Below are 19,977 nucleotides of genomic sequence, written 5' to 3'. Positions count from 1 at the left end.
GGGTCCGTGTCGCGCTTTCGAGGTCAAAAAGGAAGCTTTCAGCATCGAAAGCTGGCTGAAAGCTTAGGCCCTTAGCATCGCCTCACCACCGGCAAAACGACCGGCGCGCCAGGGCACCCGAAATCAGGATGCCCGGCCTATTCAACAAGAACAATGGTGATTCCGATGTCCTTCCGTACCGTCCTGCGCCCGCAATTCCCGCCGTTACTCCAGCCCCAGCACCCAACCCGCTGATCCGTCCGTTTCGTCCCGTCCCGACGCACCTACGCCTGGAGTACCCCCATGCTGACCTTCCTCGGCTTCGCCATGGTCATCACCTTCATGTACCTGATCATGACCAAGCGCCTGTCGGCCTTGATCGCGCTGATCCTGGTACCGATCCTGTTCGCCCTGTTCGGCGGCTTTTCCAGCAAGATCGGCCCGATGATGCTGGAGGGCATCAGCAAGCTGGCGCCTACTGGCGTGATGCTGATGTTCGCCATCCTGTATTTCGCCCTGATGATCGACTCCGGCCTGTTCGATCCGGCCGTGCGCAAGATCCTCAAGCTGGTCAAGGGCGATCCGCTGAAAGTCTCGGTCGGCACTGCCGTGCTGGCCCTGGTCGTGTCCCTCGATGGTGACGGCGCGACCACCTACATGATCTGCTGCGCCGCCATGCTGCCTCTCTACAGCCGCCTGGGCATGAGCCCGCGGATCATGGCCGGCCTGATCATCCTGGCCGGCGGGGTGATGAACATGACCCCCTGGGGCGGCCCGACCGCCCGTGCCGCCAGCGCCCTGCATGTAGACCCTTCGGACATCTTCGTGCCGATGATCCCGGCCATGCTCGCCGGTGTCGCCGCCATCCTGGTGATCGCCTACTGGTACGGCAAGCGCGAGCGTGCCCGCCTCGGTGAGCTGCACTTGCCGGGCGACGAGATCGACCACAGCGAAATCTCCGTGTCCCAGTACCCGGATGCCCGCCGTCCGAAGCTGCTGTGGTTCAACGGCGCCCTGACCGCAGCGCTGATGGCCGCGTTGATCGCCGGCCTGCTGCCGCTGCCGGTGCTGTTCATGATCGCCTTCAGTATCGCCATGATCGTCAACTATCCCTGCCTGCAGCAGCAGAAGGACCGTATCGCCGCCCACGCCGGCAGCGTCCTGGCGGTGACCGGCCTGATCTTCGCCGCAGGTATCTTCACCGGCATCCTGTCGGGCACCGGCATGGTCGACGCCATGTCCAAGAGCCTGCTGGCAGTGATCCCGGATGCACTGGGCCCGTACCTGGCGGTGATCACGGCGATCGTGAGCATGCCGTTCACCTTCTTCATGTCCAACGATGCCTTCTACTACGGGGTACTGCCGGTGCTTTCGGAAGCCGCCAGCCACTACGGCATCTCGCCAGTGGAAATGGCCCGCGCTTCGATCGTCGGACAGCCAGTACACCTGCTCAGCCCGCTGGTTCCATCGACCTACCTGCTGGTGGCCCTGGCCGGTATCGAGTTCGGCGATCACCAGCGCTTCACGCTCAAGTGGGCGGTACTGGTCTGCCTGTGCATAATGTTCGCCGCGCTGCTCATGGGAATTTTTCCGCTGTTCAGCAGCCTCTAAGTAAACGGGATTCAACCAACCTGTCGCGCGCCGCTGCGGTGCGCGACGCTTTACGCTCGAAGGAACACACATGGAATGGCTGACCAACCCGGAAATCTGGGTTGCCCTCTTTACCCTGACTGCACTCGAGATCGTGCTGGGCATCGATAACATCATCATGATCTCGATCCTGGTCAGCCGCATGCCCAAGCACATGCAGCAACGCACGCGGATCTTCGGCCTGGCCCTGGCCATGGTCACGCGGATCCTGTTGTTGCTGTCGATTACCTGGGTCATGCGCCTGACCGACGATCTGTTCGTGGTCTTCGACCAGGGCATCTCGGGGCGCGACCTGATCCTGTTCTGTGGCGGCCTGTTCCTGTTGTGGAAAAGCTCGCAGGAAATCTTCCACGGCCTGGAAGGCGAGGAAGAGAGCAACGAGGAGCCGGCCGGCGGAGCAGGGGGCAAGTTCCTGTTCACCATCGTGCAGATCGCGATCATCGATATCGTGTTCTCCCTGGACTCGGTGATCACCGCCGTGGGCATGGTGTCCCATGTTCCGGTAATGATCGCCGCGATCGTCATCGCCGTACTGGTGATGATGCTCTGCGCCAAGGCCATCAGCGAATTCATCGACAAGCATCCGTCGCTGAAGATGCTCGCCCTGTCGTTCCTGATGGTGGTGGGTACCGTGCTGATCGCCGAAGCTTTCGACGTACATGTGCCGAAGGGTTACGTCTACTTCGCCATGGCCTTCTCCCTGGCGGTGGAAACAATCAACATCCGCATGCGCACGGCCATTGCGAAAAAGCGGGGCGAGCAATAAGCCGACGCGGTGAAACTTCGCGCAGGCATCCCGGGTCAGTAATACTGGCCCGTCACTGAATCAAGGCCCCCGTCGGGGCCTTTTTTCATTCCAGGTCGTGGCAAAACCGCTGGCGCCATGGCTTTCAGCGGGCTAAAGCTTAAAGGGAGCACTGGAAAAAACCGCCGTATTCACGGCCAGGCTCCGAGCGTCGTTCATTTTGTCCCCATGGGGCACCGCAAACAGGGGGCCCAGCATGCTGACCCTGCTCAATCTATTGTCAGCCGTCGCCCTGCTGATCTGGGGCACGCACATCGTCCGGACCGGGATCCTGAGGGTCTACGGCTCCAACCTGCGCCGGGTCATTGGCCAGAACATGGCACGCAGGCCGCTGGCCTTCATTGCCGGCATCCTGGTCACGGCCATGGTGCAAAGCAGCAACGCCACGGCCATGCTGGTGACCTCGTTCGTCGGCCAGGGCCTGATGGCGCTGACCCCGGCCCTGGCGATCATGCTTGGCGCCGACGTCGGTACCGCGCTGATGGCCCGGGTGCTGACCCTCGACCTGTCGTGGCTGTCGCCGCTGCTGATTTTCCTCGGGGTGATCTTCTTCCTCTCGCGCAAGCAGACCCGCGCCGGCCAGCTTGGTCGCGTCGGAATCGGCCTGGGCCTGATCATCCTTGCCCTGCAACTGATCGTCGAAGCCGCCACCCCGATCACCACGGCCCAGGGCGTGAAGGTGCTGTTCGCCTCGTTGACCGGCGATATCCTCCTCGATGCCCTGATTGGCGCATTGTTCGCCATGGTGTCCTACTCCAGCCTGGCCGCCGTGCTGCTCACCGCGACCCTGGCCGGTGCCGGGGTGATCGGGCTGCCGGTGGCGATCGGCCTGGTGATCGGCGCCAATATCGGCAGCGGCCTGCTGGCTTTCATCAGCACCAGCATGCAGAACACCGCCGGGCGCCAGGTGGCCCTGGGCAGCCTGCTGTACAAGCTGTTGGGGCTGCTGATCACCATTCCGCTGCTGCACCCCCTGGTCGACTGGATGGACAGCCTGAGTTTTCGTCCGCAGGAGCTGGTGATCGGTTTCCACCTGCTCTACAACACCCTGCGTTGCCTGACCCTGCTGCCCACCGTCAACCTCATGGCCAAGGCCTGCACCTGGCTGATGCCGGACCGCCCGGACACCAATGGCCGCACCGCCCCGCGCCACCTCGACCCGGCCGCCCTGGCGACCCCGAGCCTGGCCCTGGCCAACGCCGTGCGCGAAACCCTGCGTCTCGGTGATCTGGTCGACAGCATGCTGGAAGCCATGAACGGCGTACTGCGGGGCACCAAGACCACGGTATCGCAGGAGATGCGCAGCCTTAGCGAAGATATCGAGGCGCTGTACAACGCGATCAAGCTGTACCTGGCGCAGATGCCCCGGGAAGACCTCAGCGAACAGGACAGCCAGCGCTGGGCCGAGATCATCGAGCTGGCCCTTAACCTGAAGATGGCCAGCAACCTGATCGAACGCATGCTGCGCAAGATCCAGCAGCAGAAGACCTCGCAGCGCCGCGAGTTCTCCGAGGTCGGCCTGGAGGAACTGACCGGCCTGCATGCCCAGTTGCTGGCCAACCTGCGCCTCGGCCTTTCGGTATTCCTCAGCGCCGACCCGGAGAGCGCGCGCCAGTTGCTACGGGAAAAACGCCGCTTCCGCGCCCAGGAGCGACGCCTGGCCCATGCCCACGTCAGCCGCCTGCAGCGCAAGGTGGTGCAAAGCATCGAGACCAGCGCCCTGCACCTGGAATTGATCGCGGACATGAAAAGATTGAATTCATTGTTCTGTAGCAGTGCCTATGTGGTACTCGGGGGTAACGACACTGGCGGTCTGCTGATCGACAGCGTACCGGATGAAATCCACTCACCGTGACCCCGTACCGCATCGACCTGGTTCAAGGAAGTTCTGCATGCGTTGCCTGATATTCGTCTGCCTGCTGCTGGGTTGTACCCCCGGCTTTGCCCTCGATCGCAACCAGGTCGAGGGGTATCTGCTGCCCAACGGTCTGCAGGTGCTGCTCAAGCCCGGTTATGAACGGGATCATGTGTCGATCCGCCTGGTGGTCGGGGTCGGCCTCGACGATTTCCCGTGCGAGCAGAAAGAGCTGCCCCATCTGCTCGAACACCTGCTGTTCAGCGGGATCGACGACAGCGGCGAAGGTGGCCTGGAAAAGCGCATGCAGGCCCTTGGCGGGGAGTGGAACGCCTACACCAGCAACACCGATACCACCTTCGTCATCGAGGCCCCGGCGCGCAACCAGCGCAAGGTTCTCGACCTGCTACTGGCAATCCTCCAGCGCACCCGGATCGACGAGCAGGCCGTGGCGCAGTCCAAGCGCATCATCGAGCGAGAGGACGGCGGGCATTACTCTCATCTGCAACGCTGGCTCGATCGCCAGGACATCGGCCAGCGCGCCAGCAGCCAACTGGCGATAGAACTGGGGCTCAAGTGCGCCGAACGCTCCGATATCCACGCCATGACCCTGGACCAGGTCGAAGAAATCCGCAAAGGCTGGTACGTGCCGAACAACATGACCCTGATCGTCGTGGGTGGTCTCGACCGGGTCCTGCCGGCCTATCTGGAGCGTGCCTGGGGCGAGCTGGAGCCCGGCGAGCCTGCCGAGCGCCGGACGCTCGATGGCGTCACGCGCCAGGCCGAGAGCAATCGCACCCTGGTCCGCGGCGTGCTGGGCAACAGTGCGCGGCTGAGCTGGCTGTTCCTCGAACCTGTCCTGGACAACGAACACGACGAAACCCTGGAGCTGCTGCAGCGCTACCTGGACTGGGCGTTGTACAGCGAACTGCGGCTTGAGCACGGGCTGTCGTACGGGCCATGGAGCCAGCGCGAAAGCTTCGGCGACAGCGGCATGCTCAGCCTGAATGCCGATTTGGAACGAGACCAGGTGGAAGACGCGGAAAAGGTCATGAAGGCAATGATCGAGCGCCTGCGCAAGGAAGGGCTGGATCCGGCGACCTTCGAGCGGGTCAAGGCGGCGGCGATTGCCCGGGAAGCCTGGACGACCCAGGGCAACAGCGCACTGGCGGATTACTACTGGGGCGCCTTGAACAGCTATGCCGATGGCAGGTTCGTCGATCCGGCGCAGCGGCTGCGCGGGGTGAGCCTGGACGAGGCCAACCAGGCGATGCGCGAAGTGTTCAAGGAAGCCGGATGGGTGAGGGTGGAAAAGCCGTTGCTCGGGTATGACGAACTGTTCTGGATCGGCGTGTTGGGGGTTGTGCTGGTGGTGGTCGGGGCAGGTGTCTGGTATCGGCGGCGGGCTTGAGGGCCTCATCGCTGGCAAGCCAGCTCCCACACGGACCCTGTGGGAGCTGGCTTGCCAGCGATGAGGCCCGAACAGGCAAAAACCAAGGTATCCTGTAACCGTATTTTTCAGCCTCAGCGAACACCCCAACATGCCAATCTACATCCAGCGCATCATCGAGCTGATCAAGCGCTACCCCGGGGTCATCGCACTTGGCGGTTTCGTTTCCGGTATCGGCAGTTTCATCCTGGTCGATCGCCAGGAGAGCCTGGCCAGCTGGGTGGCGATCCTGATGCTGGTGAGCTGGGTCTGGCTGATGCTGGAAAACACCTTCACCGAATTCTTCGCCCGCATCTTCAAGCGCGAGATCCCGCAGCCGCTGTTGCGCTACGCGACGCAGATGATCCACCAGGAAAGCCTGTTCTTCGTCCTGCCGTTCTTCTTCGTTACCACCACCTGGAACAGCGGCCAGGCGATCTTCACCGGGTTGCTCGGCGCTGCCGGGCTGGTGTCGATCATCGACCCGCTCTACTACAAATGGGTCGCACCACGGCGCTGGCTGTTCCTCGCCCTGCATACCCTGACCCTGTTCGCCGCGATGCTCACGGCGCTGCCGATCATCCTCCACCTGACCACCGCCGAGAGCTTCAAGCTCGCCCTCGGCGTCGCCATGCTGCTGTCCTTCCCCAGCCTGATCAGCAGCTTCCCGGTCAATACCGCGCGACGCGCCATCGCCCTGGTGCTGGTGACCCTGGCCATCGGCGGCGCCGGCTGGCTGCTGCGCTCCTGGGTACCGCCAGCGACCTTGTGGATGACCGAGGTCGCGATCACCACCGATGTCCGCGACCGCACCCCGAGCGAGAGCCTCAGGGAGGTCAACGCCAGCCAGATCCGCAGCGCCGGGCTGTACGCCTACACCGCGATCAAGGCGCCGCGCGGGCTGAACGAGCGGATCTACCACGTCTGGCAACTCAACGGCAAAGAAGTGGACCGCATCGCCCTGAACATCAACGGTGGGCGTAAGGAAGGTTATCGCGCCTGGACCCACAAGCAGGTGTTCCCGGCCAACCCGGTCGGGCGCTGGCAAGTGCGGGTGCTGACCGAGGACGGCCAGGTGATCGGTGTGCTGCGCTTCCGGGTTGTGGACGACGGTCAAGCAGCGGCGGCACAGTGACGCTATGCTGTGCGGCGCATCCAGGGATAGACGCAGCCCATGACCAGCACTTCCAGCCCCGCCAATGTCACGCTCGATACCAGCCAGAACCCGGCCTGCCTGCGCCTGGACGGTGACTGGACGCTGCCCCACTATGCCGGCCTCAAGCACGCCATCGCCGCCTTGAGTGGCCAATACGACCAGACCACCCGCATCGACCTGGACCGGCTCGGCAAGCTCGACACAGCCGGCGCCTCGCTGCTCGTCGAGCTGCTGGGCCCGGCCCGGGTGGCGCAACTGGACCAGTGCAATGCACTGCCCGAGGCCAGCCGCCATCTGGTGCGCAGCGTGCAGGCCTCGCTGACCGAGTTCTGCATCCCGCCCCGCGTCCCGCAAGTGCCGGTGCTGACCCAGTTGATGGCGCGCATCGGCTGCGCCGTGGATACCCTTTGGCAGGACTCGCGCCAGCTTCTCGGCTTCATCGGCCTGATCGTCACCACCCTGGCGCGCCGGGCCCTGCAGCCCAGGCGCTGGCGCATGACCTCGGTGGTCGCCCATATCGAGCAGACCGGCCTCGACGCCGCGCCCATCGTCGCCCTGCTGACCTTCCTGGTCGGCGCGGTGGTGGCCTTTCTCGGCGCCACGGTACTGGCCAGCTTCGGCGCGAGCATCTTTACCGTGGACCTGGTGGCGTTCTCCTTCCTTCGCGAATTCGGCGTGCTGCTGACCGCCATCCTCATGGCCGGGCGCACCGCCAGCGCCTTTACCGCACAGATCGGTTCGATGAAGGCCAACGAGGAAGTGGACGCGATCCGCACCCTCGGCCTCGACCCGGTGGAGCTGCTGGTGATCCCGCGGGTGCTGGCCCTGCTGATTTCCCTGCCGTTGCTGACCTTCCTCGCCATGATCTGCGGCATCGTTGGCGGTGGTGTGGTCTGTGCGCTGTCGCTGGATATCTCGCCGGCCATGTTCCTGTCGCTGCTGGAGGACGATATCGGTGTGCAGCATTTCCTGGTCGGCCTGGCAAAGGCGCCGTTCTTCGCCTTCCTGATCGCCTCCATAGGCTGCCTGGAAGGCTTCAAGGTCAGTGGCAGCGCCGAGTCGGTCGGTGCCCACACCACCTCGGCGGTGGTGCAGTCGATCTTCGTGGTGATCATGCTCGACGCCGTGGCTGCGCTGTTCTTCATGGAGATGGGCTGGTGAGCCCGGCAGGCGGCCGCGAGGCGGTCATCCAGGTGCGCGGCCTGTGCAACCGCTTCGGCGCACAAAGCGTGCACGAACAGCTCGACCTCGACCTGTACCGCGGCGAGATCCTTTCCGTGGTCGGTGGATCGGGCAGCGGCAAGTCGGTGCTGCTGCGCAGCATCATCGGCCTGCGCCGGCCCAACGAGGGCACGGTGAAGGTGTTCGGCCAGGACCTGCTGGAGGCCAATCCGACCGAGCGCTCGCTGATCGAACGACGCTTCGGCGTGCTGTTCCAGAAGGGCGCGCTGTTTTCCTCGCTGACTGTGACCGAGAACGTCGCCCTGCCACTGATCGAGCATGCCGGCCTGAGCCGCGACGATGCCGAGCACCTTGCCGGGGTCAAGCTGGCCCTGGCCGGCCTGCCGCAGTCGGCGGCGGACAAATACCCGGCCTCGCTGTCCGGCGGCATGATCAAGCGCGCCGCCCTGGCCCGCGCCCTGGCGCTGGACCCGGACATCCTGTTCCTCGACGAGCCCACCGCCGGCCTCGACCCCATCGGTGCAGCGGCCTTCGACCAGTTGATCCTGACCCTGCGCGATGCCCTGGGCCTGAGCGTGTTCCTCATTACCCACGACCTCGACACCCTCTACACCATCAGCGACCGGGTCGCGGTACTGGCGCAGAAGAAAGTCTTGGTGGCCGCCCCCATCGACGAAGTGGCCGGCTACGACGAGCCGTGGATCCACGAATATTTCCATGGCCCGCGTGGCCGTGCGGCGCTCGATGCCGCCTCAGCGCTGAAGGAGAAGTGAGATGGAGCCCCGTGCGCACCATGTAATGATCGGAATGGTCACCGTGCTGGTGGTCGCCGCCGCCATGCTGTTCGGCCTGTGGCTGGCCAAGGCCAGCGTCGATGCCACCTTCAAGGACTACGAGGTGGTCTTCAACGAGGCGGTGACCGGCCTGTCCAAGGGCAGCGCCGTGCAATACAGCGGGATCAAGGTCGGCGATGTGATCAGCCTGCGCCTCGACCCCGAGGACCCGCGCCGGGTCCTGGCGCATATCCGCCTCAACGCCGAGACCCCGATCAAGCAGGACACCCAGGCCAAGCTGACCCTGACCGGCGTCACCGGCACCTCGCTGATCCAGCTCAGCGGCGGCACCCCGGAAAGTCCGCCGCTGGTGGGCAAGGGCGGCAAGCTGCCGGTTATCGTCGCCTCGCCGTCGCCCATCGCCCGCCTGCTGACCAACAGCAGCGACCTGGTGACCAACATCAACCTGCTGCTGCACAACGCCAACCGGCTGTTCTCCGAGGACAACGTCAACCGCCTGAGCGCCACCCTGGAGAACCTGGAGCAGACCACCGGCGCGGTTTCCGCCCAACGCGAGGACATCAGCCTGGCGATCAAGCAGATGGCGACCCTCGGCCAGCAGGCGGGCGCCGCCCTGCAACAGACCGGCGACCTGATGCGTAACGCCAATCAACTCCTGGCCAAGCGCGGGCCGGATATCTTCGACAGCGCCGACCAGACCATGCAATCCCTGGCCCGAAGCACCGCGACCCTCAACGCCATGCTGGAAAGCAACCGCGACGCCATCGACAGCGGCGCCCAGGGCTTCCGCGACCTGTCCCCGGCGATCCGTGAACTGCGCGACACCCTCAATTCCCTCAAGGCCATTTCCCGCCGCCTTGAAGCCAACCCCAGCGGCTACCTGCTCGGCCGTGACCAAAGCAAGGAGTTCGAGCCATGAGACTCGCCAGCCGTCTGTCCCTGGCCCTGCTGATCAGCCTGAGCGGTGCCTGCTCGATCCTGCCCAAGGCGGAGAACGCCGAGGTCTATCGCCTGCCGGCGCATACCGCGCAATCCAGTGCGGCGCCAGTCAGCTGGTCGCTGCGGGTGAACAAGCCGATCACCAGCGACGCGCTGGACATGCCGCGCATCGCCGTGGTGCCGCAGGGCAACGTGATCAGCACCTACAAGGGCGCACGCTGGACCGACCCGGCCCCGGCGCTGTTGCGTAATCGCATCCTCGACGCCTTCCAGCGCGACGGCCGGGTACCGCGCCTGAGCGCCGATGACAGCAACCTGCAATCGGATTTCGAGCTGGCTGGCGAGCTGCAGGCGTTCCAGAGCGAATACACGGCGCAGGGCGTCGAGGCGGTGATTCGCCTGGATGCGCGGCTGGTGGACGGGCGCACCCAGCGCATCCTGGTCAGCCGGCGCTTCGAGGTGCGCCAGGTGCTGGGCGACAAGAACGTGCCGACGGTGGTCGCCGGCCTTGGCCAGGCGACCGACAAGGCCATGGCGCAACTGCTGGACTGGACCGTAGCCCAGGCCAGCCGGTATCAGCCGAAAAACCAGTAGCACACGCCGATGGCGCCCAGCACGCCGGCCAGCTCGGCAAGCAGGGCGCAGCCCACGGCGTGCCGGGTGCGCTGGATGCCGACGGCGCCGAAATACACCGCCAGCACATAGAAGGTGGTTTCCGTGCTGCCCTGCACGGTGGCTGCGACCAGCGCCGGGAAGCTGTCGACGCCGTGGGTCTGCATGGTTTCGATCAACATCGCCCGCGCAGCGCTGCCGGAGAACGGCTTGACCATCGCGGTAGGCAGGGCATCGACGAACCGGGTGTCCCAGCCGAGCCATTCCACCGTGTGGCGAATGCCCTCCAGGCCGAACTCCAGGGCCCCGGACGCGCGCAGCACGCCAACGGCGCACAGCATGGCGACCAGGTACGGCAGCAGGTTCTTCGCCACATCGAAGCCTTCCTTCGCCCCCTCGACGAAGGTTTCGTACACCTTCACTTTCTTAAGCGCACCGATCAGCAGGAACAGGATGATCAGGCCGAACAGGGTCAGGTTGCCGAGGATCGACGACAGGCTGGCCAAGGCGCTGGCCGACAGCCCGGCGAGGACGGCCATGAAGCCACCAAGCAGCAGCGCACCGGGAATCAGGTAAGCGAGCACGACCGGGTCCCACAGGCGCAGGCGCTGGACGATGGCCACCGAGAGCAGGCCGACCAGGGTCGAGCAACTGGTGGCGAGCAGGATCGGCAGGAACACCAGGGTCGGGTCCATCGCGCCTTGCTGGGCGCGGTACATGAAGATGGTCACCGGCAACAGGGTCAGGGACGAGGCATTGAGCACCAGGAACAGGATCTGCGCGTTGCTCGCCGTGGTCGGGCTCGGGTTCAGTTCCTGCAGGGCGCGCATGGCCTTGAGGCCGATTGGGGTGGCAGCGTTGTCCAGGCCCAGGCCATTGGCGGCGAAGTTCAGGGTGATCAGGCCCAAGGCGGGATGCCCTGGCGGCACTTCCGGCATCAGGCGGCGGAACAGCGGGCCGAGGACCTTGGCCAGCCATTCGACGATACCGGCCTGCTCGGCGATCTTGAGAAAGCCCAGCCACAGCGTCAGGGTGCCGAACAGCAGGACCATCACTTCCACCGAGAGTTTGGCCATGGCGAAGATGCTTTCCACCATCGCCGCGAAGATCCCGGCATTACCGCCTACCAGCCATTGCCCTAGCGCCGAAATGGCCGCCACCACGAAGAAACCAAGCCAAAGGCCGTTGAGCATCCGAACGAACTCCCCTCAAAGATGGGCTGAATGATAGGCGGAGTCGTCACTCGAAGCCATGACGCGAACCCTGTGGGAGCGGGTTCACCCGCGATTGCGGTAGTGGATTCACCATCGCAATCGCGGGTAAACCCGCTCCCACAGGGTCCGTGTTGCGGCGGCTGGATGTGAAAAAGCCCCGACAATGCGGGGCTTTTTCATTCGGCGCGGTACAGGACTCAGGAGTTGACGGTCTTGCCCGCCACCGCCGCTTCCTTGCTGCGCCAGTGTGGCAGGGAGTTCCAGTACTTCTGGCCTTTTTCGGCGTCGTACATGCCTTCCCAACGAGCGATCACCAGCACCGCCAGGGCATTGCCGATCACGTTCAGGGCGGTACGCGCCATGTCCATGATGCGGTCGACACCGGCGATGAAGGCCAGGCCTTCCAGCGGAATGCCGACACTGCCCAGGGTCGCCAGCAGTACCACGAAGGACACGCCCGGCACGCCGGCGATACCTTTCGACGTGACCATCAGGGTCAGCACCAGCAGCAGTTGCTGGCTGATCGATAGGTCGATGCCGTACAGCTGGGCAATGAAGATCGCCGCGATGCTCTGGTACAGGGTGGAACCGTCGAGGTTGAAGGAGTAGCCGGTCGGCACCACGAAGCTGCAGATGGCCTTTGGCGCACCGTAGGCTTCCATCTTCTCGATGACCCGCGGCAGCACGGTTTCAGAGCTTGCGGTGGAGTAGGCCAGGACCAGTTCGTCCTTGAAGATGCGCATCAGCTTGATGATCGAGAAGCCGAACAGCCGCGCCACCAGGCCCAGCACCATGAAGGCGAAGAAGGCGATGGCGAAGTACACCAGCAACACCAGCTTGGCCAGCGGCAGCAGCGAGGCGAAGCCGAAGTTGGCGACCGTCACGGCGATCAGCGCGAATACGCCGATAGGGGCGTAGTTCATGATCATGTGGGTGACCTTGAACATGGCTTCGGAAACGCCCTGGAAGGTCTTGACCAGCGGGTCGCGGATGTCCGCGTTGAGGCTCGACAGGCCCAGGCCGAACAGTACCGAGAAGAAGATGATCGGCAGCATTTCACCGCGCATCAGCGCCGCGAAGATGTTCGACGGGATCAGGTTGAGGATGGTTTCGATGAACGCATGCTCGTGCTGCACCTCGGCCGCTGTGGCCTGGTACTTGGAGATATCCACGGTGCCCAGGGTGCTCATGTCGATGCCGGCGCCCGGGTGGAACAGGTTGGCCAGGACCAGGCCGACGACGATGGCGATGGTGGTCACCACCTCGAAATAGATGATGGTCTTGAGGCCGATACTGCCAAGTTTTTTCGCATCGCCAACCCCGGCGATACCCACGATCAGCGACGAAATCACGATCGGGATGACGATCATCTTGATCAGGCGAATGAAGATGTCACCGGCGGGCTGCAGCACGTTGCTGATCCACCATGCCTTTTCTGCACTGAAATGATTCAGCAAGGCGCCGATGGCGATACCCAGTACCAGACCGATAAGGATCTGCCAGGCGAGGCTCAGTTTTGCCTTCTTCATGTCTTTACCTTTTTGTTCAAGTGGACACGGGCATTGCGCTGTAACCGGCGTTCCAGAGCGGCTTCTAGCCAATCCGGAGACTTCTTCGGCAACAGTCAAAGGCACCGCAGAAGGTTGCTGCCAACGAACCGGGACGGTCGCTTGCTGGCGAAAAAAGGCGCAACTATTCAGGCGGGAGGGGGAGCAGTCTAATGCCGGAAACGAGTATCCCATGCCGAATCGGCATGAGATTTTGAGCAGAAATCAAGCGTCGGAAGGGGTTTTTCGCAAGATGTTCGGAATCCCGAATAGGACCGATCCGCCATATTTCGGCAGATTCACAGGATGTTTAATGGATGGACGCTATCAGCGTTCGACAATCCGAATGGGTGAAAAAGCCGTTCGATGATGTAGGAAAATTGACAAAAAAATTTACGTCGACAGACGAACGGATGGCAGATTTGCCATTTGTCGGGACAAGGTGCTGCCGGGACAGCCCGGTCAGGATCTTCCATTCACGGAACACCCCCGACTGACTGATCCCGGCATTTGCTTTCCTGACCCGGCCCTCGACGGAGGCACTCCTTGTACCCCTAGGCTGCTCCGAACTGCATCGATCAGAGCTGCCCGGCCCCCTGGTCATGCACCCACCGTCCTCGGGAGGGCGCAACATAGAAGCTTGAACACAGGAAAGGTTCAGCTTCTGTCACGGCACCGACGCGCGCGGTCGCGCCTCAGTACCAGTTCGGATCACGTTTGAGCTGTTCCCTGAGCATGGCCTGCATGCCTTCGTCGGGATCACCGAGCCAACGGTAATCGGCATGGCGGGTCGGCGACTTGTCACCCGGTAGCCCTTCCGGCACCTCCACCAGCATTCCGTAGGCTTTTTCCTTATCCCAACGGAAAGCGACGATCAGACGCTTGTTCAAGCACTTGCCGGCGCTTTCGCACAGAGGGCCGACCAGGTACTTGTCGCCATCTTCCTCGACGGCGGACATCTGCAGTTCGGACACTCCGCTCAGGTTGAGCACCCAATCGGGCAGTCGTTCCTCTTTCTTGACCACGTCCTGCCAGGTTTCCCGATACTCGGGGTCCGTGCCGAGCAATTCACTGGCCCGGACCTGGCCGTCATTGGCCGCCATTGCCGCCGACCCGCCGGCCATCAACAGGCCGGCGACCAGGGCGCTGCGTATCACGCCTTTCATTGGCTTCAGCCTCGACCGCGACGACCAAAGAAGAACGAAGCCACGAACAGCACCAGGAAGACAATGAACAGGATCTTCGCGATACCGGTAGCGGCGCCGGCGATACCACCGAAGCCCAGCACAGCGGCGACAATGGCGATGATCAGGAAGGTAATGGCCCAACTCAACATGGTGATACTCCTTCTGTTTTGGAAACGTTCCCGGTCCGCATGCGGTCAAAAGACCCAGCGCTGTACCGGAGCCGGCGTCGAGTCATCGACACTGGCGGCCGGCAGCACTTGCGAGCGCATGATCGGAGTGGTTTGCAACGGGGCGGCGCGGCTTTCATGGATGCGCACCACCTGCACGGCGAGCTGGCTTTCGACCTTGCTGGCCTGCCAGGCGTGATAAAGCTGCCCGGCGACCAGGGTCAGCAACAGCGCCAGCACAAGAAACAGCGCCTGACGCAAATGATGTGGCGATATAAGCACCAGGGCGGCGGAAGTGCGTTTCATGTGCCGGGCTCCTCTTGCTGCATGTTCGTTATGACCTGGAAGGGTCATTGCAGCCTGCATGCCAGCCTTCAGCAGCTTAAATTATTCTTATAAATCAATAACTTATGATTTGACCGAAATGGCCTGGGAACGCATCCTGCACGATGCCCCCTGCGGCGGTCGTGCTTTTTGCATGGTGAAACGCCGGTTTTTCAACGTCAGAAATCCCGACAGTGGACGAAAAACGGCGAGCTAGCATGGAAGGGAAAGAATGAATCAGAATCTGCCATGCAACTTGCACGATTTTTCCGACACTAACCAAGATAATTCCCAAGGAGCGTAGGAAATGGAGTCAGCCCCGGAGCCTCAAGGCCGCATTCTGCTGGTGGACGATGAGTCCGCCATCTTGCGTACCTTCCGCTATTGCCTGGAGGACGAGGGCTATACCGTGGCCACCGCCAACAGTGCGGCCCAGGCCGAGACCCTCTTGCAGCGTCAGGTCTTCGACCTGTGCTTCCTCGACCTGCGCCTTGGCGAAGACAACGGCCTCGATGTGTTGGCGCAGATGCGCATCCTCGCGCCCTGGATGCGCGTGGTCATCGTCACTGCCCACTCGGCGGTGGACACTGCGGTGGATGCCATCCAGGCCGGCGCCGCCGATTACCTGGTCAAGCCATGCAGCCCTGATCAGCTGCGCCTGGCTACCGCCAAGCAACTGGAGGTGCGGCAACTCTCGGCGCGCCTGGAGGCCCTCGAAGGCGAGGTGCGCAAACCCAAGGATGGCCTCGATTCGCACAGCCCGGCCATGATGGTGGTGCTGGAAACCGCACGGCAGGTAGCAACCACCGATGCCAACATTCTTATCCTCGGCGAGTCCGGCACCGGCAAGGGCGAACTGGCCCGCGCCATCCATGGCTGGAGCAAGCGCGCACGCAAGGCTTGCGTGACCATCAACTGCCCATCGCTGACCGCCGAACTCATGGAGAGCGAACTGTTCGGCCACAGCCGCGGCGCCTTCACCGGCGCCAGTGAAAGCACTCTGGGCCGGGTCAACCAGGCTGACGGTGGCACCTTGTTCCTCGACGAGATCGGCGATTTCCCGCTGACGCTCCAGCCCAAGCTGTTGCGCTTTATCCAGGACAAGGAATACGAGCGGGTCGGCGACCCGGTGACACGCCGCGCCGACGTGCGCATTCTCGCCGCGACCAACCTCAACCTCGAGGACATGGTCCGCGAAGGCCGCTTCCGCGAAGACCTGCTCTATCGCCTCAACGTCATTACCCTCCACCTGCCGCCGTTGCGCGAGCGCAGCGAAGACATCCTGACCCTGGCCGAGCGCTTCCTCGCCCGTTTCGTCAAGGAGTACTCGCGCCCGGCCCGTGCCTTCAGCGACGAAGCCCGCACCGCGCTGCTCAATTACCGCTGGCCGGGGAACATTCGCGAGCTGCGCAACGTCATCGAACGGGCCAGTATCATCTGCGCCCAGGAGAAGGTCGAAGTCAGCCACCTCGGCATGGCCGAACAGCCGGCCAGCAACGCCCCGCGCATCGGCGCGGCATTGAGCCTGGATGAACTGGAGCGGGCACACATCGGCGCGGTGCTGGCCACCAGCGATACCCTCGACCAGGCGGCCAAGACCCTCGGCATCGACGCCTCGACCCTGTATCGCAAGCGCAAGCAGTACAACCTATGAGATGGGCGATGAAGCTGCGGACACGGCTGTTTCTCAGCATTTCCGCGCTGATCACCGTGGCACTGCTCGGCCTGTTGCTGAGCCTGGTGAGCGTCCAGCAGATGGCCAGCTCGCAGCAGACGATGATTCGCAACAATACCTTCGTCCTCGACATGGGCCTGAAGCTGCGGCAGAACCTCAGCGAACAGTTGACCCAGCTCCTCGACGACGGCAGCGACCCACGGGTCCTGGCGGACCTGCAGGCGCAGTTCCAGCAGTTGCTCGATGAAGGCATGCAGCATGAAAGCCAGTTCAGTGACAACGAACAGGAGTTTTCCAGGGCCAATGCCAAGTACCAGGATTTTCTCCAGCAACTGAAGGCCGCCGCATCGCCGGCACGCAGCCTCAGCGTCGACGAACCGTTGGGCCAGGCTTTCAGCGAGCTGCGCGCCACGCTGATTGCGTATCACAAGCAGGCGGTGGAACAGATCCGCGATGCCGAGAAGATCTCCCGGGATCGCGCGGTGTTGATGTCGGGCGTGCTCGGGCTGGTCGCACTGGCCGTGCTGGCGCTGGGCTTTTTCACCGCCCACGGTATCGCCCGGCGCTTCGGCCAGCCCATCGAAGCGCTGGCCAGCGCCGCCGACCAGGTCGGCCTGGGAAATTTCGATGTGACCCTGCCAGTAACTTCGGCCTTGGAAATCAACCAGCTGACCAAGCGCTTCGGCCTTATGGCCGAGGCCCTGCGCGAGCATCAGGCAACCAATGTCGATGAATTGCTGGCCGGCCAGCAACGCTTGCAGGCGGTGCTGGACAGCATCGACGACGGTCTGCTGATCATCGACCGCCAAGGCCGCCTTGAACACCTCAATCCGGTAGCCCAGCGCCAACTGGGCTGGGACGACTCTCGCACCGGCAGCCCCCTGGGCGAGGCACTGCAGCGCCCCGAACTGGACCAGCAACTGCACCTGATCCTGCGCGGCGGCAGCCTGGAGCGGGTCCCGGAAGACCTGCACCTGGAGATCGACAAGGAAAACCGCGTCCTGACCTACAGCCTGACCCCGGTGTGTCGCCCGGACGGGCAGATCCTCGGTGCCGTGATGGTGCTGCACGATGTCACCGAACAGCGCGCTTTCGAGCGGGTGCGCAGCGAGTTCGTCCTGCGTGCTTCCCACGAATTGCGCACACCGGTCACCGGCATGCACATGGCCTTCGGTCTGTTGAAGGAGCGAATCAAATTCCCCGAAGAAAGCCGCGAAAATGACCTGCTGGATACCATCGGCGAGGAAATGCAGCGCCTGACCCAACTGATCAACGACCTGCTGAACTTTTCGCGCTACCAGAGTGGCCAGCAGAAGCTCGAGCGCAGCGTCTGTGCCCTCGACGATCTGCTCGAACGCGCCCGCGTGCGCCACGCCCAGGCCGCAGCGGCCAAGCAGATCGAGCTGCAACTGGAATTGGGCTCGCCCTTGCCACGGATCCAGGCGGACATCGCGCAACTGGATCGGGTCATGGACAACCTGCTGGACAATGCCATCCGGCATACCCCGAAGAACGGCACTATCCGACTGCAGGCCCGTCGGCACGGCGAGCGGGTGATTGTCAGCGTCGAGGACAGCGGCGAGGGCATCGCCTACAGCCAGCAAGGACGTATTTTCGAGCCTTTCGTCCAGGTCGGACGCAAGAAGGGCGGCGCCGGCCTCGGCCTGGCCTTGTGCAAGGAAATCGTGCAGTTGCACGGTGGGCGCATGGGCGTGTATTCGCGGCCGGAACACGGGACCCAGTTCTACATGGCCCTGCCGGTCTGATCAGGCTTCGTCGTCGATCCGCCGAGGCCCGAGGCGACGACCGCGGGTGATGAGTTCGGTGAATTGCCGCGCGTTCAGCGGGTGGGCGAACAGCCAGCCCTGGCCATAATTGACCCCCTCGCTGTTAAGCAGCACGGCCTGTTCCTCGTACTCGATCCCCTCGGCGATCACCCGCAATTGCAGGGCGTGGGCCATACGAATGATATGCGGGGCGACACCGCTGCTGGCCGCGTCATGGCCGAGAGCGTCGATAAAGGCCTTGTCGATCTTCAGGCAATCCACCGGCAAGGTTTGCAAATAGGCGAGGCTGCAATAGCCGGTGCCGAAATCGTCGATCAACACCTGATGGCCCAGCGCCCGGAGCGCCTGAAGGTTGTCCCGCGCTATCGCCACATCAATCAGGCCACGCTCGGTTACCTCGAAGGCAATTTGGCTGGCCGCCACATGGTGGCTCGCCAGCAGGCGCGCGGCGACCCGATCGATACGCGGCACCATTACGTCGCATGCCGCGAGGTTGACCGATACGTACAGTTGCGGATTGGCGCGTAGCAGTTGCCCCAACTGGTCGAACACCCGTTGCAGGACGAAATCGGTGATCTGGCGGATCTGCCCGGTATTTTCCGCCAGCGGGATGAACAGCTCAGGGCTGGTCAGGGTACCGTCCGGGCGGCGCCAGCGCACCAGGGCCTCGGCGCCGACACAGCGACGGCTGGCCAGTTCGAATATCGGCTGGTAGAGCACCTGCAATTCGCCCCGGCGCAGCGCGCCCTGCAATTGCGAACTCATGGAGCGGCTTTGCTGCACCAGTTGCAACACCGCCCAGCCGATGCACCAGGCCAGCAGCAGGCTGCCGGGAAACAGCAGCCACAGGGCACCGCTCATCTTCAGCGGCTGACTGACGCGCGGGGCAATCAACACCAGTTGGTAATCCGGTGATCGGGTCGGCATTCGATAAAGCAAGCGGTCAGGCAACTCGATCAGGGCGGTTTTCGAGCTCGGCGGCCAATTGCCGCTGGGCGGTGGCCAAGGTTGTACGGGCCCAAGAACCGGCACGGCACGGGTACCTTGGTCGAGAACGACCAGCAGGCTGCCGCCGGCGGGCAGATCGACCACATCGGTGAGATGTCCGCGAGAGGTGGAGACGCGAAACGGCCCGCGACCGAGGATCAATGCCGCACGGTTATCGTCCGGTTCGGTGCTGGTATTGAGCCAATAGCTATAGGTCGGGCCGCGAATATCCGGGGGCGGCAAGGACTGGAAGGTGCGATCGCCGAGGCGGCTGGAACAGATCTGTCGATCATCGATATAGGCCGCCTCGAACACGAAGCGATTGTTGAAGGCGACCTGTTGCAAAGCGGAATACATTTCGAAGCTGCAGCCGCGCACGGGCTGTTTGTACAACTGGTCGACGCCCTGTCGGAGCTGGCCGAAGATCTGCTCGAGGCGCTCCAGGAACCGCTCACCGCGGGCGTTCATGCGCTCGCTTTCATTGACCTGCACCTGGTGCATGGCCAGGCCCAGGCTGCCCAGCAGAAGCAAAAAGGCGCTTGCCGAGGCGGCCAGCGATGCCAGGAGCCAGGGTCGATATAACAGGCCGCGTAACAGCTGGAGGGCAGGCGACATCGGAAATATCCCGTTTCATACCAAAGGTATAGCAACTTGGTTGGATATCGTCCTGGCCGTTTGGCGGGGTTTT

General features: G+C 63.3%; 17 protein-coding genes. 11 read left to right on the top strand and 6 right to left on the bottom strand.

Annotated features, from left to right (window positions below; genetic code table 11):
* Positions 1–282 precede the first annotated feature (282 nt).
* The 9 genes from ACKLLE_RS16445 (at position 283) to ACKLLE_RS16405 (ending at position 10,383) form a co-directional block, all read left to right on the top strand.
* Positions 283–1,590, top strand: coding sequence for a CitMHS family transporter (locus tag ACKLLE_RS16445; RefSeq protein ID WP_009403428.1), 1,308 nt, complete (start codon positions 283–285; stop codon positions 1,588–1,590).
* 70 nt (positions 1,591–1,660) lie between these two features.
* Positions 1,661–2,395 (top strand): TerC family protein, encoded by a 735-nt coding sequence (locus ACKLLE_RS16440; RefSeq protein ID WP_009403423.1) that lies wholly within the window; start codon positions 1,661–1,663, stop codon positions 2,393–2,395.
* A 235-nt stretch (positions 2,396–2,630) separates the two neighbouring features.
* Positions 2,631–4,289: a Na/Pi cotransporter family protein gene (locus ACKLLE_RS16435; RefSeq protein WP_009403422.1), complete on the top strand. Its 1,659-nt coding sequence runs from the start codon at positions 2,631–2,633 to the stop codon at positions 4,287–4,289.
* 37 nt (positions 4,290–4,326) lie between these two features.
* Positions 4,327–5,700, top strand: a complete 1,374-nt coding sequence (locus ACKLLE_RS16430) for a M16 family metallopeptidase (protein ID WP_420058539.1) — start codon at positions 4,327–4,329, stop codon at positions 5,698–5,700.
* Between the two features lie 130 nt (positions 5,701–5,830).
* Positions 5,831–6,853 carry a DUF5924 family protein gene (locus ACKLLE_RS16425; protein ID WP_064303902.1) on the top strand — a complete coding sequence of 341 codons (1,023 nt, stop codon included), beginning with the start codon at positions 5,831–5,833 and terminating at the stop codon, positions 6,851–6,853.
* A gap of 39 nt (positions 6,854–6,892) precedes the next feature.
* A complete protein-coding gene (locus ACKLLE_RS16420) occupies positions 6,893–8,035 on the top strand; it encodes an ABC transporter permease (protein ID WP_009403414.1) in 1,143 nt (380 codons plus the stop codon).
* Positions 8,032–8,829, top strand: a complete 798-nt coding sequence (locus ACKLLE_RS16415) for an ABC transporter ATP-binding protein (RefSeq protein ID WP_420058538.1) — start codon at positions 8,032–8,034, stop codon at positions 8,827–8,829. The genes ACKLLE_RS16420 and ACKLLE_RS16415 overlap by 4 nt, the downstream gene beginning before the upstream one ends.
* 1 nt (position 8,830) lies before the next feature.
* Positions 8,831–9,769 (top strand): MlaD family protein, encoded by a 939-nt coding sequence (locus ACKLLE_RS16410; RefSeq protein ID WP_009403412.1) that lies wholly within the window; start codon positions 8,831–8,833, stop codon positions 9,767–9,769.
* Positions 9,766–10,383: an ABC-type transport auxiliary lipoprotein family protein gene (locus ACKLLE_RS16405; RefSeq protein ID WP_064303904.1), complete on the top strand. Its 618-nt coding sequence runs from the start codon at positions 9,766–9,768 to the stop codon at positions 10,381–10,383. The genes ACKLLE_RS16410 and ACKLLE_RS16405 overlap by 4 nt, the downstream gene beginning before the upstream one ends.
* Here the strand turns inward: ACKLLE_RS16405 and ACKLLE_RS16400 are convergent.
* The 5 genes from ACKLLE_RS16400 to ACKLLE_RS16380 all read right to left on the bottom strand — a co-directional run bounded on the left by ACKLLE_RS16400 (position 10,365) and on the right by ACKLLE_RS16380 (position 14,822).
* The gene (locus tag ACKLLE_RS16400) at positions 10,365–11,594 is read right to left on the bottom strand and encodes a nucleoside recognition domain-containing protein (RefSeq protein WP_064303905.1); all 1,230 of its coding nucleotides are present in this window, start codon (positions 11,592–11,594) and stop codon (positions 10,365–10,367) included. The two genes, ACKLLE_RS16405 and ACKLLE_RS16400, sit on opposite strands and share 19 nt — an antisense overlap.
* A gap of 218 nt (positions 11,595–11,812) precedes the next feature.
* The gene (gene gltP, locus ACKLLE_RS16395) at positions 11,813–13,144 is read right to left on the bottom strand and encodes a glutamate/aspartate:proton symporter GltP (RefSeq protein ID WP_064303906.1); all 1,332 of its coding nucleotides are present in this window, start codon (positions 13,142–13,144) and stop codon (positions 11,813–11,815) included.
* A 713-nt stretch (positions 13,145–13,857) separates the two neighbouring features.
* Entirely contained in the window at positions 13,858–14,328 is a 471-nt protein-coding gene (locus ACKLLE_RS16390; RefSeq protein WP_009401689.1) for an inhibitor of vertebrate lysozyme family protein, read from the bottom strand.
* A gap of 5 nt (positions 14,329–14,333) precedes the next feature.
* Positions 14,334–14,498 (bottom strand): DUF1328 domain-containing protein, encoded by a 165-nt coding sequence (locus ACKLLE_RS16385; RefSeq protein ID WP_009401691.1) that lies wholly within the window; start codon positions 14,496–14,498, stop codon positions 14,334–14,336.
* 45 nt (positions 14,499–14,543) lie between these two features.
* On the bottom strand, positions 14,544–14,822 hold the full coding sequence (locus ACKLLE_RS16380; protein WP_009401692.1) for a hypothetical protein: 279 nt from the start codon (positions 14,820–14,822) through the stop codon (positions 14,544–14,546).
* A 325-nt stretch (positions 14,823–15,147) separates the two neighbouring features.
* Between ACKLLE_RS16380 and algB the strand changes: the two genes are divergently transcribed.
* Both algB and ACKLLE_RS16370 read left to right on the top strand, forming a co-directional pair.
* Positions 15,148–16,494 (top strand): sigma-54-dependent response regulator transcription factor AlgB, encoded by a 1,347-nt coding sequence (gene algB, locus ACKLLE_RS16375; RefSeq protein ID WP_009401694.1) that lies wholly within the window; start codon positions 15,148–15,150, stop codon positions 16,492–16,494.
* Positions 16,491–18,281, top strand: coding sequence for a KinB sensor domain-containing domain (locus ACKLLE_RS16370; protein WP_064303908.1), 1,791 nt, complete (start codon positions 16,491–16,493; stop codon positions 18,279–18,281). The genes algB and ACKLLE_RS16370 overlap by 4 nt, the downstream gene beginning before the upstream one ends.
* On the opposite strand, the gene ACKLLE_RS16365 is transcribed toward ACKLLE_RS16370, so the two are convergent.
* Positions 18,282–19,904, bottom strand: coding sequence for an EAL domain-containing protein (locus ACKLLE_RS16365; protein ID WP_420058536.1), 1,623 nt, complete (start codon positions 19,902–19,904; stop codon positions 18,282–18,284).
* Between the last annotated feature and the right edge of the window lie 73 nt (positions 19,905–19,977).

The sequence above is a fragment of the Pseudomonas bharatica genome (assembly GCF_048586865.1).
GTDB lineage: Bacteria > Pseudomonadota > Gammaproteobacteria > Pseudomonadales > Pseudomonadaceae > Aquipseudomonas > Aquipseudomonas bharatica.
Note: the sequence above shows the minus strand (reverse complement) of the source record. Positions and strands in the feature narration are given on the sequence as shown.